The sequence below is a fragment of the Citrobacter sp. Cpo109 genome, from assembly GCF_030332565.1.
Classification (GTDB): Bacteria; Pseudomonadota; Gammaproteobacteria; order Enterobacterales; family Enterobacteriaceae; genus Citrobacter; species Citrobacter portucalensis.
Genome location: NZ_JAOWHQ010000055.1, coordinates 249,238 through 262,776 on the forward strand (window position 1 = coordinate 249,238; position 13,539 = coordinate 262,776).

The following is a 13,539-nucleotide window of genomic DNA, read 5'->3' on the forward strand; positions in this document are numbered from 1 at the left end:
CGTTTTGGGCCTGTACCAGGAATTCTCCTGGTCGTTTTGCCTGCTGCTATTCTGCCGGTCACAGCCGTGATATTCTTGCCGCTTGACTATTTTCGGTCACTTTTCCGGTTCAGAAACGTTCATTCTCATGACTATGTTGCAGCTCTATAAACGTTCACAGCATCTTATTGCTATTACCATTCTTTTCTTCATTCTCTTGCTATCTTGCCAGTCGTCTGCTTTTGCGCGGGCGCAACAGAGTGGTGAACTGCCGACGAAAGCGGATATTCAGAGCCAACTGGACGCACTGAGTAAACAAAAAGATCTCTCCGCGCAGGATAAGCTGGTCCAACAGGATCTCATCGATACCATCGCCACGTTGGATAAAATCGATCGCGTGAAAGATGAGACCGTACAGCTTCGCCAGAAAGTTGCCCAGGCACCGGAGAAAATGCGTCAGGCGACGGATGCGTTAAATTCGCTCAGCGATGTCGATAACGACGATGAAACGCGAAAGACGCTGAGTACACTCTCCTTGCGACAGCTTGAGTCGCGCGTGGCACAGGTTTTGGATGACCTGCAAAGTGCGCAAAACGATCTTGCCGCTTACAACAGCCAACTGGTGTCGCTCCAGACGCAGCCAGAGCGTGTGCAGAATGCGATGTACACCGCGTCGCAGCAAATGCAGCAAATCCGCAATCGACTCGATGGCACCAATGTGGGAGAGGCGGCGTTACGCCCCAGCCAGCAGGTGTTGCTGCAGGCGCAGCAGGCGCTGCTGAATGCGCAGATCGACCAACAGCGTAAGAGCCTGGAAGGCAATACTGTTTTGCAGGATACCTTGCAAAAACAACGTGATTACGTAACAGCTAACAGTAACCGGCTTGAACATCAGCTCCAGCTCCTGCAAGAAGCGGTGAACAGCAAACGACTGACGTTAACCGAAAAGACGGCTCAGGAAGCGGTAACGCCGGATGAAGCCGAGCGTATTCAGTCAAATCCGTTAGTGAAGCAGGAACTGGATGTTAACCATCAGCTCAGCCAGCGCCTGATTGCCGCGACCGAAAACGGCAACAACCTGATGCAGCAGAATATCAAAGTCAAAAACTGGCTTGACCGCGCGCTGCAATCCGAACGCAATATTAAAGAACAGATCGCCGTCCTGAAAGGCAGCCTGCTGCTGTCGCGTATTCTGTATCAGCAACAACAAACACTGCCGTCGGCGGATGAACTTGCCGATATGACCAACCGGATCGCCGATTTGCGTCTGGAGCAGTTTGAAATCAACCAGCAGCGTGATGCGCTATTCCAGAACGATGCGTTTGTCGCCAAACTGGAAGAAGGGCACAGCAACGAAGTGAATGGTGAAGTCCATGATGCCCTGCTGCAGGTTGTGGATATGCGCCGTGAACTGTTGGATCAGCTGAACAAGCAGCTGGGCAACCAGTTGATGATGGCGATTAACCTGCAAATCAATCAACAGCAGCTAATGAGCGTGTCGAAGAACCTGAAAGGGATCCTCACGCAGCAAATCTTCTGGGTTAATAGTAACCGTCCGATGGACTGGGACTGGATCAAAGCCTTCCCGCAAACGCTCAAAGACCAGTTTAAGTCGATGAAAATCACAGTGAACTGGGAAAAAGCCTGGCCAGCGGTCTTTATTGCGTTCCTGGCGGGCCTGCCGCTGCTGCTTATTGCCGGGTTAATCCGCTGGCGTTTGAAATGGCTGAAAGAGTATCAGGCGAAATTAGCCGCCGCAGTAGGGAATCTGCGTAATGACAGTCAGCTCAATACGCCAAAAGCGATACTGATCGATCTGATCAGAGCGTTGCCGGCGTGCCTGATTATCCTCGCCGTGGGCCTGATTCTGCTTACCATGCAGTTGAATATCAGCGACCTGCTGTGGGCGTTCAGTAAGAAGATGACAGTCTTCTGGCTGGTGTTTGGTCTGTGCTGGAAGGTGCTGGAAAAAGATGGCGTGGCGATACGTCATTTTGGCATGCCAGCGCAGCAGACCAGCCACTGGCGCCGCCAGATCGTGCGTATTAGCCTGGCGCTGTTGCCGCTTAACTTCTGGTCGGTCATTGCTGAACTGTCGCCGCTTAATTTGATGGACGATGTGCTGGGTCAGGTAGTTATTTTCCTCAACCTGCTGCTGATCGCCTTCCTGGTATGGCCAATGTGCCGCGAAAGCTGGCGTGACAAAGAGTCACATGGCCTGCGTCTGGTCACTATTACCGTCCTCTCAATTATCCCGATTGCATTAATGGTGCTGACGGCGACAGGGTATTTCTACACCACGTTGCGCCTGGCCGGCCGTTGGATTGAAACGGTCTATCTGGTTATCCTTTGGAACCTGCTGTATCAGACGGTACTGCGTGGATTGAGTGTGGCGGCACGTCGTATCGCCTGGCGCCGTGCCTTAGCGCGTCGTCAGAACCTGGTGAAAGAAGGGGCGGAAGGAGCCGAGCCGCAGGAAGAACCGACCATTGCGCTTGAGCAGGTTAACCAGCAAACGCTGCGTATAACAATGCTGGTGATGGTTGCCCTGTTTGGTATTCTGTTCTGGGCAATTTGGTCCGATCTAATCACCGTGTTCAGTTATCTCGATAGCATTACGCTCTGGCATTACAACGGCACCGAAGCGGGAGCTGCGGTGGTGAAAGACGTCACCATGGGCAGTCTGCTGTTTGCGGTTATTGCCTCAATGGTCGCGTGGGCGCTGATCCGTAACTTACCCGGCCTGCTGGAAGTGCTGGTGCTGTCGCGACTGAAGATGCGTCAGGGTGCTTCGTATGCGATCACCACGATCCTTAACTACGCGATCATCGCCATCGGCGCGATGACGGTCTTCGGATCGCTCGGTGTTTCATGGGATAAGCTACAGTGGCTGGCAGCAGCCCTGTCGGTTGGTCTTGGTTTTGGCTTGCAGGAAATCTTCGGTAACTTTGTTTCGGGTCTGATTATTCTGTTTGAACGCCCGGTCCGCATCGGCGATACCGTGACTATCGGTACGTTCTCAGGAACGGTCAGCAAGATCCGTATCCGTGCCACCACTATTACCGACTTCGATCGCAAAGAGGTGATCATCCCGAACAAAGCATTTGTGACGGAGCGTTTGATCAACTGGTCGCTTTCCGATACCACCACGCGTCTGGTGATCCGCATCGGCGTGGCCTACGGTTCGGATCTGGATAAAGTGAAGAAAGTGCTGCTGCAGGCGGCGATGGAACACCCGAAAGTGATGCACGATCCAGAGCCTGCAGTGTTCTTTACCGCCTTCGGCGCCAGCACGTTGGATCATGAACTGCGTTTATACGTGCGTGAACTGCGCGATCGTAGCCACACGGTTGATGAACTGAACCGTGCGGTCGATCGTTTGTGCCGTGAAAACGACATTGATATCGCCTTTAACCAGCTCGAAGTGCACCTGCATAACGCGAAAGGTGATACCGTGACCGAGGTTAAGCGTGACATCATTAAAGGTGATGATCCGACGCCTTCGGTAGGTTAATAGAAAAACTCATCAGGCCTGCGAGCTTCGATTCATTCGTAGGCCTGATAAGTGCAACGCTTTCAGGCATTTCAGCTATAGCGCGTTTTTTGAAGAAGAGAGCTGTTTCTTTTCGTAATCCCGTTTAACAATCTCCAGCGCCTTCAGTACGGTTTCAGGCGCAACCTGATTTTCCTCAAGTAAAACAATCAAATCGACGGCCAGTTTGACCTCGTCCGGGGCGTTCTCTAATGACATAAATTCTCCGGGGATTAACGGGTTAAACGCGACAGCACGTTTTCTATTCTTGCCAGAGCATGGCGACAGCGCGCCAGTCGCGCCTCGAATGCTTCTACTTCACGATGCAGTTTTTGCTGTTCTTCAAAGCCGGTAGCCTGAGCCAGACGCTCTTTGCGTTCACGCGTCATTTCAACCAGGCGGCGTTCAAATTCCTGATGTTGGACCCGCTTGCGCTGCCAGCGCGCCAGACCTGGAGAAGCGCTGTCCCACTCTCGAAGGGACCAACTGGCGGTTTCACGTGAAATCGCCTCTAACTGTGAAGCAAGGTGTTCCGCAAGCCAGGTGATTTGCGGGAGTTGTTGCTGTTCAACGGCACGACGCAGGGCAGTAAGATTATCGTCAGCCTCATCCAGACAAGCCTGCAGCAACGTGCTGCGCGTGTGAAACAGATGCCTGTCAAAGCGGGCGCTAAGCGTTGTGTGATGCGCCAGCGGAGCACAACGCTGTCGCAGGCGGTTAAGCTGGTTTTCGAGCGTCTGTAACAGCATGGCGGTTTTCACAACAACACTCCGATGAAAATGAGAACCGTTATGCTAAAGTAGCGATTCTCTGTGTTAAGTACTCATATTATGCAACGCATTATTCTAATCATCATTGGCTGGATAGCGGTAGTGCTAGGTACGCTGGGCGTAGTATTGCCTCTGTTGCCGACGACGCCGTTTATACTGCTGGCTGCCTGGTGTTTTGCCCGCTCATCGCCGCGTTTTCACGACTGGTTGCTTTACCGTTCGTGGTTCGGTGGGTATTTGCGCCACTGGCAAAAACACCGTGCGATGCCGCCGGGAGCAAAACCGCGCGCTATTTTGTTGATCCTGGTGACGTTTGGTATTTCACTGTGGCTGGTCAATATGATGTGGGTACGCGGCCTGCTGCTGGTTATTCTCGCCTGTTTACTGATTTTTATGTGGCGGATCCCGGTGATTGATGAAAAACAACAAAAGCAGTAAAGCGCAATAATCGCTGTTGCAATTGTCTCTCACAGCCAGTAAATTCGACCGTTTTCGAGCACAGGCGCAGGTGGTCAAAGGTTAAGCAAGTGTAACCTTGGCTCTTATATAGACACAAAATCATTCAAGATTCGTCGAGGATGAAGTGTTTAGTGCGCCGTGAAGTAATACTGTATTAATCAGGCACAAACTTATGACCGCGACAGCACAGCAGCTTGAGTTTCTCAAAAATAGCATCAAAAGCATCCACGACTACCCAAAACCGGGCATTCTCTTTCGTGATGTCACCAGTTTACTGGAAGACCCGAAAGCCTACGCCCTCAGCATTGAATTGCTGGTTGAACGCTACAAAAATGCGGGTATCACTAAAGTGGTTGGCACCGAAGCGCGTGGCTTCCTGTTTGGCGCGCCGGTAGCGTTGGGTCTGGGCGTCGGCTTTGTTCCGGTACGCAAACCCCGTAAGCTTCCGCGTGAAGTTATTGCTGAGACCTATGAGCTGGAATACGGCACCGATCAGCTGGAAATCCACGTTGATGCCATCAAACCTGGCGATAAAGTGCTGGTTGTGGACGACCTGCTGGCAACTGGCGGCACGATTGAAGCGACTGTGAAGCTGATCCGCCGTCTGGGTGGTGAAGTTACCGATGCTGCTTTTATCATTAACCTGTTTGATCTGGGCGGCGAACAGCGTCTGGAAAAACAGGGGCTTACCTGTTATAGCCTGGTTCCATTCCCGGGCCACTAATTTAGGGCTATCTTTTTTGCCATTTTGGCCCCGGTCAGTGCTCGAAATCCTCACGTACTGCGTGTACGCTCCGGTTTCTGTGCGCTGCCCGAAACCAAACTGACTGCAACGATAACGCCCGAATATAACGTGTCAACCTCGCCGTCGCTGCGAGGTTGTGTTAGCATTATCCCCCTGTGAATCCACCCTCCAGCCTTTCAGAGCCTGCCAATGAGTTATCAGGTCTTAGCCCGAAAATGGCGCCCACAAACCTTTGCTGACGTCGTCGGCCAGGAACATGTGCTGACGGCACTGGCGAACGGCTTGTCGTTAGGGCGTATTCATCATGCTTATTTGTTTTCCGGCACCCGTGGCGTCGGGAAAACCTCTATCGCCCGCTTGCTGGCGAAGGGATTAAACTGTGAAACCGGCATCACCGCTACGCCGTGCGGCGTGTGCGATAATTGCCGGGAAATCGAGCAGGGGCGTTTTGTCGATCTGATTGAAATCGACGCCGCCTCACGCACCAAAGTCGAAGACACCCGTGACCTGCTGGATAACGTCCAGTATGCGCCTGCGCGCGGTCGCTTTAAGGTCTACTTGATCGACGAAGTGCACATGCTGTCGCGCCACAGTTTTAATGCCTTGCTGAAAACGCTCGAAGAGCCGCCCGCGCACGTTAAGTTCCTGCTGGCGACTACCGATCCGCAGAAGCTGCCGGTGACTATCCTGTCGCGCTGTCTGCAATTCCATCTTAAAGCGTTGGATGTCGAACAGATTCGTCATCAGCTTGAGCATATCCTCAAAGAAGAGCATATCGCCCATGAACCACGTGCACTGCAACTGCTGGCTCGCGCCGCGGACGGCAGCCTGCGTGATGCGCTGAGCCTGACCGATCAGGCGATCGCCAGCGGCGATGGCCAGGTCTCGACCGAGGCGGTCAGCACTATGCTCGGCACGCTGGACGACGACCAGGCGCTCTCGCTCGTTGAAGCGGTTGTGGCTGCGGACGGCGAACGCGTGATGGCGCTGGTAAACGACGCCGCCGCGCGCGGTATCGAATGGGAAGCGCTGCTGGTTGAGATGTCGGCTTTGCTGCATCGTATTGCCATGGTTCAGCTTTCGCCTGCCGCGCTCGGCAGCGATATGGCCGCCATTGAACAGCGTATGCGTGAACTGGCGCGAATTGTTCCGCCAACCGATGTGCAGCTTTACTACCAAACTTTGTTAATCGGGCGCAAGGAACTGCCATATGCGCCGGACAGGCGAATGGGCGTCGAAATGACGCTGCTGCGTGCGCTGGCTTTTCATCCGCGCATGCCGCTCCCGGAACCTGAAGTTCCACGACAGTCGTTTGCCCCGGTCGCACCCACTGCGGTGATGACCCCGACGCAGGTGCAGCAGCAGCCTGCACCTGCACAACAGCAACAGAATGTGCCGCTCTCCGATGCCACCAGTCAGGTGTTGGCGGCGCGTAGCCAGTTGCAACGCGCTCAGGGAGCAACCAAAGCAAAAAAGAGTGAACCGGCAGCCGCTTCCCGCGCGCGGCCGGTGAATAATGCTGCGCTGGAAAGACTGGCTTCGGTGTCGGAACGTGTTCAGGCGCGTCCGGCGGTCTCTGCGCTGGAAAAAGCACCGGCGAAGAAAGAAGCGTATCGCTGGAAAGCGACCAATCCTGTTGCAGAAGTTAAAGAAGTCGTTGCCACGCCGAAAGCGCTGAAAAAAGCGCTTGAGCATGAAAAAACGCCGGAACTGGCGGCAAAGCTTGCGGCTGAAGCCATTGAACGCGACCCGTGGGCCGCCCAGGTGAGTCAGCTCTCGCTGCCTAAACTGGTGGAGCAGGTGGCGCTTAATGCCTGGAAAGAAGAGAATGGCAACGTAGTTTGCCTGCATCTGCGTTCCACGCAGCGACACCTAAATTCCAGCGGTGCGCAGCAAAAACTGGCCGAAGCTCTGAGTTCCTTAACGGGGTCAACGGTTGAATTGACCATCGTTGAAGATGATAATCCAGCGGTGCGTACGCCGCTGGAGTGGCGTCAGGCCATTTATGAAGAGAAGCTCGCGCAGGCGCGTGAGTCGATTATTGCGGATAATAACATCCAGACGCTGCGTCGTTTTTTCGATGCGGAGCTGGACGAAGAGAGTATTCGCCCCATTTGATCGTCAGCCTAATGGTTTGACGGTCGTCATCCCTTAACGTGATTGAGAGAGAAGCCTATGTTTGGTAAAGGCGGTCTGGGTAACCTGATGAAACAGGCCCAGCAGATGCAAGAAAAAATGCAGCAGATGCAGGAAGAAGTCGCCAAGCTGGAAGTGACCGGCGAATCTGGCGCGGGTCTGGTAAAAGTGACCATTAACGGCGCGCACAACTGCCGTCGCGTGGAGATCGATCCAAGCCTGCTGGAAGACGACAAAGAGATGCTGGAAGATCTGGTTGCTGCGGCATTCAACGACGCGGCGCGTCGCATTGAAGAGACGCAGAAAGAGAAGATGGCCTCTGTTTCCTCCGGAATGCAGCTGCCGCCTGGCTTTAAGATGCCGTTCTGATGCAAACCAGCCCGCTGTTAACTCAGCTTATGGAAGCACTGCGCTGTCTGCCCGGCGTTGGCCCGAAGTCGGCGCAGCGCATGGCGTTCACGCTACTTCAGCGCGATCGCAGCGGCGGGATGCGTCTGGCACAGGCGTTAACGAAGGCGATGTCAGAAATCGGCCACTGTGCCGATTGCCGCACCTTCACAGAGCAAGACGTCTGCAACATTTGCTCGAACCCGCGTCGCCAGGAAAACGGTCAGATTTGTGTGGTGGAGAGTCCGGCGGACATCTACGCCATTGAGCAAACCGGGCAGTTTTCCGGACGTTACTTCGTGCTGATGGGACACCTGTCGCCGCTGGACGGTATTGGCCCTGATGATATCGGGCTGGATCGTCTCGAACAGCGACTGGAGTCTGAGCAAATCAACGAACTGATCCTGGCGACCAATCCCACGGTCGAAGGAGAGGCGACCGCCAACTATATTGCTGAGCTTTGCATGCAATATGGCGTTGAAGCCAGCCGTATCGCCCATGGCGTTCCGGTAGGCGGCGAGCTGGAAATGGTCGATGGCACTACGCTGTCGCACTCTCTGGCAGGACGACACAAGATTAAATTCTGAACAAACGGAGGCCGCGACGGCGGCTTCCGCTTGAAATCCTTCCCGCTTGTCCCCATTTCACCCTCAACGTGTTTTTACCATTGAAAATGGCTTTGTTGAGGTAGATCTACATGAAAGGACAAGAAACTCGTGGTTTTCAGTCAGAAGTAAAACAGCTTCTGCACCTGATGATCCATTCTCTGTATTCCAATAAAGAAATCTTCCTGCGTGAGCTTATCTCTAACGCCTCGGATGCGGCAGACAAGCTGCGTTTCCGCGCCCTGTCTAACCCGGACCTGTATGAAGGCGACGGTGAGCTGCGTGTACGTGTTTCCTTCGATAAAGATAAGCGTACGTTGACCATTGCCGATAACGGCGTGGGGATGAACCGTGATGACGTTATCGATCATCTGGGGACCATTGCGAAATCCGGTACTAAATCTTTCCTCGAATCCATGGGTTCCGATCAGGCGAAAGACAGCCAGTTGATCGGCCAGTTCGGGGTGGGCTTCTACTCTGCGTTCATCGTGGCGGACAAAGTCACCGTGCGTACCCGTGCTGCGGGCGATAAGCCGGAAAACGGCGTGTTCTGGGAATCTGCGGGCGAAGGTGAGTACACCGTTGCCGACATCACCAAAGACGATCGCGGCACCGAAATCACCCTGCATCTGCGTGAAGGCGAAGATGAGTTCCTTGATGACTGGCGCGTACGTTCCATCATCAGCAAATATTCCGACCATATCGCGTTGCCGGTAGAGATCGAAAAATCCGAAGAGAAAGACGGCGAGACCGTGGTTTCCTGGGAAAAGATCAACAAGGCACAGGCGCTGTGGACCCGTAACAAGTCGGAAATCAAAGACGACGAGTACAACGAATTCTACAAGCACATCGCCCACGACTTCACTGACCCGCTGACCTGGAGCCACAACCGTGTGGAAGGTAAGCAGGAGTACACCAGCCTGCTATACATCCCGTCCCAGGCTCCGTGGGATATGTGGAACCGCGATCACAAGCATGGCCTGAAACTGTACGTCCAGCGTGTGTTCATCATGGACGACGCCGAGCAGTTCATGCCGAACTACCTGCGCTTTGTGCGCGGTCTGATAGATTCCAACGATCTGCCGCTGAACGTTTCCCGTGAGATCCTGCAGGACAGCACAGTCACCCGTAACCTGCGCAGCGCGCTGACCAAACGCGTACTGCAGATGCTGGAAAAACTGGCGAAAGACGACGCGGAAAAATACCAGACCTTCTGGAAACAGTTCGGCCTGGTACTGAAAGAAGGCCCGGCGGAAGATCACGCCAACCAGGAAACGATCGCTAAGCTGATGCGCTTCGCGTCTACGCACACTGACTCCTCCGCACAGACCGTGTCGCTGGAAGACTACGTGTCGCGTATGAAAGAAGGGCAGGAGAAAATCTACTACATCACCGCAGACAGCTATGCGGCAGCGAAGAGCAGCCCGCACCTGGAACTGCTGCGTAAGAAAGGCATTGAAGTCCTGCTGCTTTCTGACCGCATCGATGAGTGGATGATGAACTACCTGACCGAGTTCGACGGTAAGGCATTCCAGTCTGTTGCTAAAGCTGACGAGTCCATCGACAAGCTGGCGGATGAAGTTGATGAATCGGCAAAAGAAGCGGAAAAAGCGCTGACGCCGTTCGTTGAGCGCGTGAAAACCCTGCTGGGCGACCGCGTGAAAGAAGTGCGTCTGACTCACCGTCTGACCGACACGCCAGCCATCGTCACCACCGATGCGGATGAAATGAGCACCCAGATGGCGAAACTGTTTGCCGCTGCGGGCCAGGCCGTACCGGAAGTGAAATATATCTTTGAACTCAACCCGGACCACGTGCTGGTAAAACGCACGGCGGATACCCAGGATGAAGCGCAGTTTAAAGAGTGGGTCGAACTGCTGCTGGATCAGGCGCTGTTTGCTGAGCGCGGCACGCTGGAAGACCCTAACCAGTTCATCCGTCGTATGAACCAGTTGCTGGTGTCCTGATACCCGTAATGTAATGCCGGATGGCGCTAACGCTTATCCGGCCTACAGCATCTCGTAATAGTATGCCGGATACGGTGTTTCCACCGCCATCCGGCATTTTCTCGCCTTATTTTTAATTTTCCCACCGTTAACCGTTTCAGCGTCGGGCGTCTTTCTTGAGCCAATTGCGTGATGGTGGTATCGTTTAGCGCTTTTTAAAAAATATCGACAACCTTTAAGGGGATTTTCGTAATGCGTATCATTCTGCTTGGCGCTCCGGGCGCGGGTAAAGGAACTCAGGCTCAGTTCATCATGGAGAAGTATGGTATTCCGCAAATCTCCACCGGTGATATGCTGCGTGCTGCCGTGAAATCTGGCTCCGAGCTGGGCAAACAAGCGAAAGACATCATGGACGCCGGTAAGCTGGTGACTGATGAGCTGGTGATCGCGCTGGTAAAAGAGCGTATTGCTCAGGAAGACTGCCGTAATGGTTTCCTGCTGGATGGCTTCCCGCGTACTATTCCGCAGGCAGACGCCATGAAAGAAGCGGGCATCAACGTGGACTACGTTCTGGAGTTCGATGTTCCTGACGAACTGATCGTTGACCGTATCGTGGGTCGTCGCGTACACGCTGCTTCTGGCCGCGTTTACCACATCAAATTCAACCCGCCTAAGGTTGAAGGTAAAGACGACGTGACCGGCGAAGAGCTGACCACCCGTAAAGACGATCAGGAAGAAACTGTACGTAAGCGCCTGGTGGAATACCATCAGATGACAGCTCCGCTGATCGGCTACTACTCTAAAGAAGCGCAGGCGGGTAACACCAAATACGCGAAAGTTGATGGCACTCAGGCCGTTGCTGACGTGCGCGCAGCGCTGGAAAAAATCCTCGGCTAATTTTTTCGCGTAATAAACCTCTTATCAGGCCTGCCATTATCGCGTAGGCCTGATAAGCGTAGCGCCATCAGGCAAATTCTCGTCTTACCTCTCACAGCAATTAGTTCTTCTTTATCGCTTTTCCGCTACAATTATCAACAATTTGAATCGATAAGAGGCGGTAATGCGTCAGACGAAAACCGGTATCCTGCTGGCAAACCTCGGCACTCCCGATGCCCCAACCCCCGAAGCCGTTAAGCGCTACCTGCGCCAGTTTTTAAGCGATCCACGCGTAGTTGATACGTCACCTGCACTGTGGTGGCCGCTTCTGCGCGGGGTGATTTTACCGTTGCGTGCGCCACGCGTAGCCAAGCTTTACCAGTCAATCTGGATGGAAGACGGTTCCCCGCTGATGGTTTATAGCAAGGCACAACAGCGTGCGCTGGCAGAACGCCTACCAAATACCCCTGTTGCGCTGGGAATGAGCTACGGTTCGCCGTCGCTTGAAAGCGCGGTCGATGAACTTTTGGCAAGCGGGGTTGAACACATGGTGGTGTTACCGCTGTACCCGCAATATTCCTGTTCGACGGTGGCGGCCGTCTGGGACGAACTGGCGCGTATCTTAGCGCGTAAACGCGGTATTCCTGGCGTTTCATTTATTCGTGATTACGCCGATGACAGCAGCTACATCGATGCGCTGGCGAAGAGTGCCCGGGATTCATTTGCTCAACACGGTGAACCTGATTTGCTGCTGCTCTCCTACCACGGCATTCCGCAGCGGTACGCCGATGAAGGAGATGACTACCCGCAGCGCTGTCGTGATACCACCCGAGAGTTGGTTTCAGCGCTTGGCCTGCCGCCAGAAAAAGTAATGATGACCTTCCAGTCTCGCTTTGGTCGCGAACCATGGCTGACGCCATATACCGACGAAACGTTAAAAATGCTGGCGGAGAAAGGGACACAACATATCCAGGTTATGTGTCCGGGCTTCTCGGCAGATTGCCTCGAAACGCTGGAAGAGATAGCGGTACAAAACCGGGAAATTTTCCTTGAGGCTGGCGGTAAGCAATATGAGTATATTCCGGCGCTTAATGCCGCACCGGAACATATCGAAATGATGGTTAAACTGACCGACGCTTACCGTTAAAGCTGGGCTCTGAAGTAACGAGCGCCTTCCCGCAACGCATCGTCGGCGGTTTTCATCATTCGCGAATAGTGCAGGAAGGCGTGTAGCGTGCCGGGGTACATTTTGTACTGGCAGGGCTGCTGATGCGCCTGCAACGTCTGGAATAGTAAGCGGCTATCGTCAATCAGTGGATCAAACTCAGCGCCGGCGATAAAACACGGCGGCACGTCACGCGTCAGATCGTTATTAAACAGGCAATAATACGGTGACTCGCGATCGTCAGCGCTACGCAGGTACGCGTTTTCGTACATCTGCAAGTCCTCGCGGGTTAACCCATCCCACGCTCCGCCCATCAGCCGTCGGCTCAGTGAATCCTGCAGGCCGTAAAGCCCATACCACAACAGCACCCCAGCCACCTTGCCGCAGACAATGCGTTTATCCCGTAGCCACAGCGCGCTGGCAAGCGCCAGCATGGCTCCGGCGGAATCGCCCGCAAAACCGATATGATTCACATTAAGAGAATAGTCGCCAGCGTGCTGATGAAAATACTGGCAGACGGCGGCAATCTCTTCGATGGCTTGCGGGAAACGGGCTTCTGGCGCAAGCGAATAGTCGATACCAATTACCGTGCACTGCGTATAGCGCGCCAGCAAGCGCATAATACGGTCGTGGGTATCCAGATTACCGAGAATAAAACCGCCGCCGTGCAGATAATACAACGTTGCCAGGCTATGGGGCTGCGGTGAGTAAATACGTGTGGCCACGGGGCCGCATGCGGTAGAAATAACGCATTCGCGGGTATTCATCTCTGGGGCATCGGCATTCCACAGCTGCCGTTCATGAATGTAGTGCTGGCGCTGGGCCACGAAGTCATCTGCAGCGGGCCACGGCGGCAGATCGTCGCGATGAAAATTCACCACGCTTTTCATTTCATCCGAAATTCTGTCGAGTACGGGGATCTTGTTTTCCGGCTTCATA

At 54.0% G+C, this 13,539-nt stretch carries 12 protein-coding genes and 1 other annotated feature; of the genes, 9 read left to right on the forward strand and 3 right to left on the reverse strand.

All coding sequences use genetic code 11. The annotated features are described in order from the left end of the window. Window positions 1–127 precede the first annotated feature (127 nt). Window positions 128–3,493, forward strand: a complete 3,366-nt coding sequence (mscK, locus tag OGY71_RS09400; RefSeq protein ID WP_003831046.1) for a mechanosensitive channel MscK — start codon at window positions 128–130, stop codon at window positions 3,491–3,493. 75 nt (window positions 3,494–3,568) lie between these two features. Here the strand turns inward: mscK and rsmS are convergent, their stop codons facing one another. Then, window positions 3,569–3,730, reverse strand: a complete 162-nt coding sequence (rsmS, locus tag OGY71_RS09405) for a pleiotropic regulatory protein RsmS (RefSeq protein ID WP_003021750.1) — start codon at window positions 3,728–3,730, stop codon at window positions 3,569–3,571. Between the two features lie 14 nt (window positions 3,731–3,744). Beyond that, window positions 3,745–4,272: a primosomal replication protein N'' gene (priC, locus tag OGY71_RS09410; protein ID WP_063941321.1), complete on the reverse strand. Its 528-nt coding sequence runs from the start codon at window positions 4,270–4,272 to the stop codon at window positions 3,745–3,747. A gap of 69 nt (window positions 4,273–4,341) precedes the next feature. On the opposite strand from priC, the gene OGY71_RS09415 reads away from it, so the two are divergent. The 8 genes from OGY71_RS09415 to hemH all read left to right on the forward strand — a co-directional run bounded on the left by OGY71_RS09415 (window position 4,342) and on the right by hemH (window position 12,582). Next, window positions 4,342–4,719, forward strand: coding sequence for a DUF454 family protein (locus OGY71_RS09415; RefSeq protein WP_008783969.1), 378 nt, complete (start codon window positions 4,342–4,344; stop codon window positions 4,717–4,719). A gap of 193 nt (window positions 4,720–4,912) precedes the next feature. After that, entirely contained in the window at window positions 4,913–5,464 is a 552-nt protein-coding gene (apt, locus tag OGY71_RS09420; protein ID WP_003021759.1) for an adenine phosphoribosyltransferase, read from the forward strand. 210 nt (window positions 5,465–5,674) lie between these two features. Continuing rightward, window positions 5,675–7,603: a DNA polymerase III subunit gamma/tau gene (dnaX, locus tag OGY71_RS09425; RefSeq protein ID WP_003831049.1), complete on the forward strand. Its 1,929-nt coding sequence runs from the start codon at window positions 5,675–5,677 to the stop codon at window positions 7,601–7,603. Then, window positions 6,936–7,000 (forward strand) — a sequence feature (DnaX frameshifting element). (Overlaps the previous gene by 65 nt.) 57 nt (window positions 7,604–7,660) lie before the next feature. Further along, on the forward strand, window positions 7,661–7,990 hold the full coding sequence (locus OGY71_RS09430) for a YbaB/EbfC family nucleoid-associated protein (RefSeq protein ID WP_003021764.1): 330 nt from the start codon (window positions 7,661–7,663) through the stop codon (window positions 7,988–7,990). Continuing rightward, window positions 7,990–8,595 carry a recombination mediator RecR gene (gene recR / locus OGY71_RS09435; protein WP_003831050.1) on the forward strand — a complete coding sequence of 202 codons (606 nt, stop codon included), beginning with the start codon at window positions 7,990–7,992 and terminating at the stop codon, window positions 8,593–8,595. Before OGY71_RS09430 ends, recR begins: the two co-directional genes overlap by 1 nt. A gap of 110 nt (window positions 8,596–8,705) precedes the next feature. Beyond that, a complete protein-coding gene (gene htpG, locus OGY71_RS09440; RefSeq protein ID WP_032942554.1) occupies window positions 8,706–10,580 on the forward strand; it encodes a molecular chaperone HtpG in 1,875 nt (624 codons plus the stop codon). A gap of 231 nt (window positions 10,581–10,811) precedes the next feature. Further along, window positions 10,812–11,456 carry an adenylate kinase gene (adk, locus tag OGY71_RS09445; protein ID WP_003021773.1) on the forward strand — a complete coding sequence of 215 codons (645 nt, stop codon included), beginning with the start codon at window positions 10,812–10,814 and terminating at the stop codon, window positions 11,454–11,456. A gap of 163 nt (window positions 11,457–11,619) precedes the next feature. Continuing rightward, complete coding sequence (hemH, locus tag OGY71_RS09450; RefSeq protein WP_003831052.1) at window positions 11,620–12,582, forward strand: ferrochelatase; 963 nt, start codon at window positions 11,620–11,622, stop codon at window positions 12,580–12,582. On the opposite strand, the gene aes is transcribed toward hemH, so the two are convergent. Then, window positions 12,579–13,538: an acetyl esterase gene (gene aes, locus OGY71_RS09455; protein ID WP_003831053.1), complete on the reverse strand. Its 960-nt coding sequence runs from the start codon at window positions 13,536–13,538 to the stop codon at window positions 12,579–12,581. The genes hemH and aes overlap by 4 nt on opposite strands. Window position 13,539 lies beyond the last annotated feature (1 nt).

What these genes read in the sequence shown, in the direction of transcription:
- mscK (WP_003831046.1), top strand. Translation starts at nt 128, where the DNA reads ATGACTATGTTGCAGCTCTATAAACGTTCACAGCATCTTATTGCTATT.
- rsmS (WP_003021750.1), bottom strand. Translation starts at nt 3,730, where the DNA reads ATGTCATTAGAGAACGCCCCGGACGAGGTCAAACTGGCCGTCGATTTG.
- OGY71_RS09415 (WP_008783969.1), top strand. Translation starts at nt 4,342, where the DNA reads ATGCAACGCATTATTCTAATCATCATTGGCTGGATAGCGGTAGTGCTA.
- apt (WP_003021759.1), top strand. Translation starts at nt 4,913, where the DNA reads ATGACCGCGACAGCACAGCAGCTTGAGTTTCTCAAAAATAGCATCAAA.
- dnaX (WP_003831049.1), top strand. Translation starts at nt 5,675, where the DNA reads ATGAGTTATCAGGTCTTAGCCCGAAAATGGCGCCCACAAACCTTTGCT.
- OGY71_RS09430 (WP_003021764.1), top strand. Translation starts at nt 7,661, where the DNA reads ATGTTTGGTAAAGGCGGTCTGGGTAACCTGATGAAACAGGCCCAGCAG.
- recR (WP_003831050.1), top strand. Translation starts at nt 7,990, where the DNA reads ATGCAAACCAGCCCGCTGTTAACTCAGCTTATGGAAGCACTGCGCTGT.
- htpG (WP_032942554.1), top strand. Translation starts at nt 8,706, where the DNA reads ATGAAAGGACAAGAAACTCGTGGTTTTCAGTCAGAAGTAAAACAGCTT.
- adk (WP_003021773.1), top strand. Translation starts at nt 10,812, where the DNA reads ATGCGTATCATTCTGCTTGGCGCTCCGGGCGCGGGTAAAGGAACTCAG.
- hemH (WP_003831052.1), top strand. Translation starts at nt 11,620, where the DNA reads ATGCGTCAGACGAAAACCGGTATCCTGCTGGCAAACCTCGGCACTCCC.
- aes (WP_003831053.1), bottom strand. Translation starts at nt 13,538, where the DNA reads ATGAAGCCGGAAAACAAGATCCCCGTACTCGACAGAATTTCGGATGAA.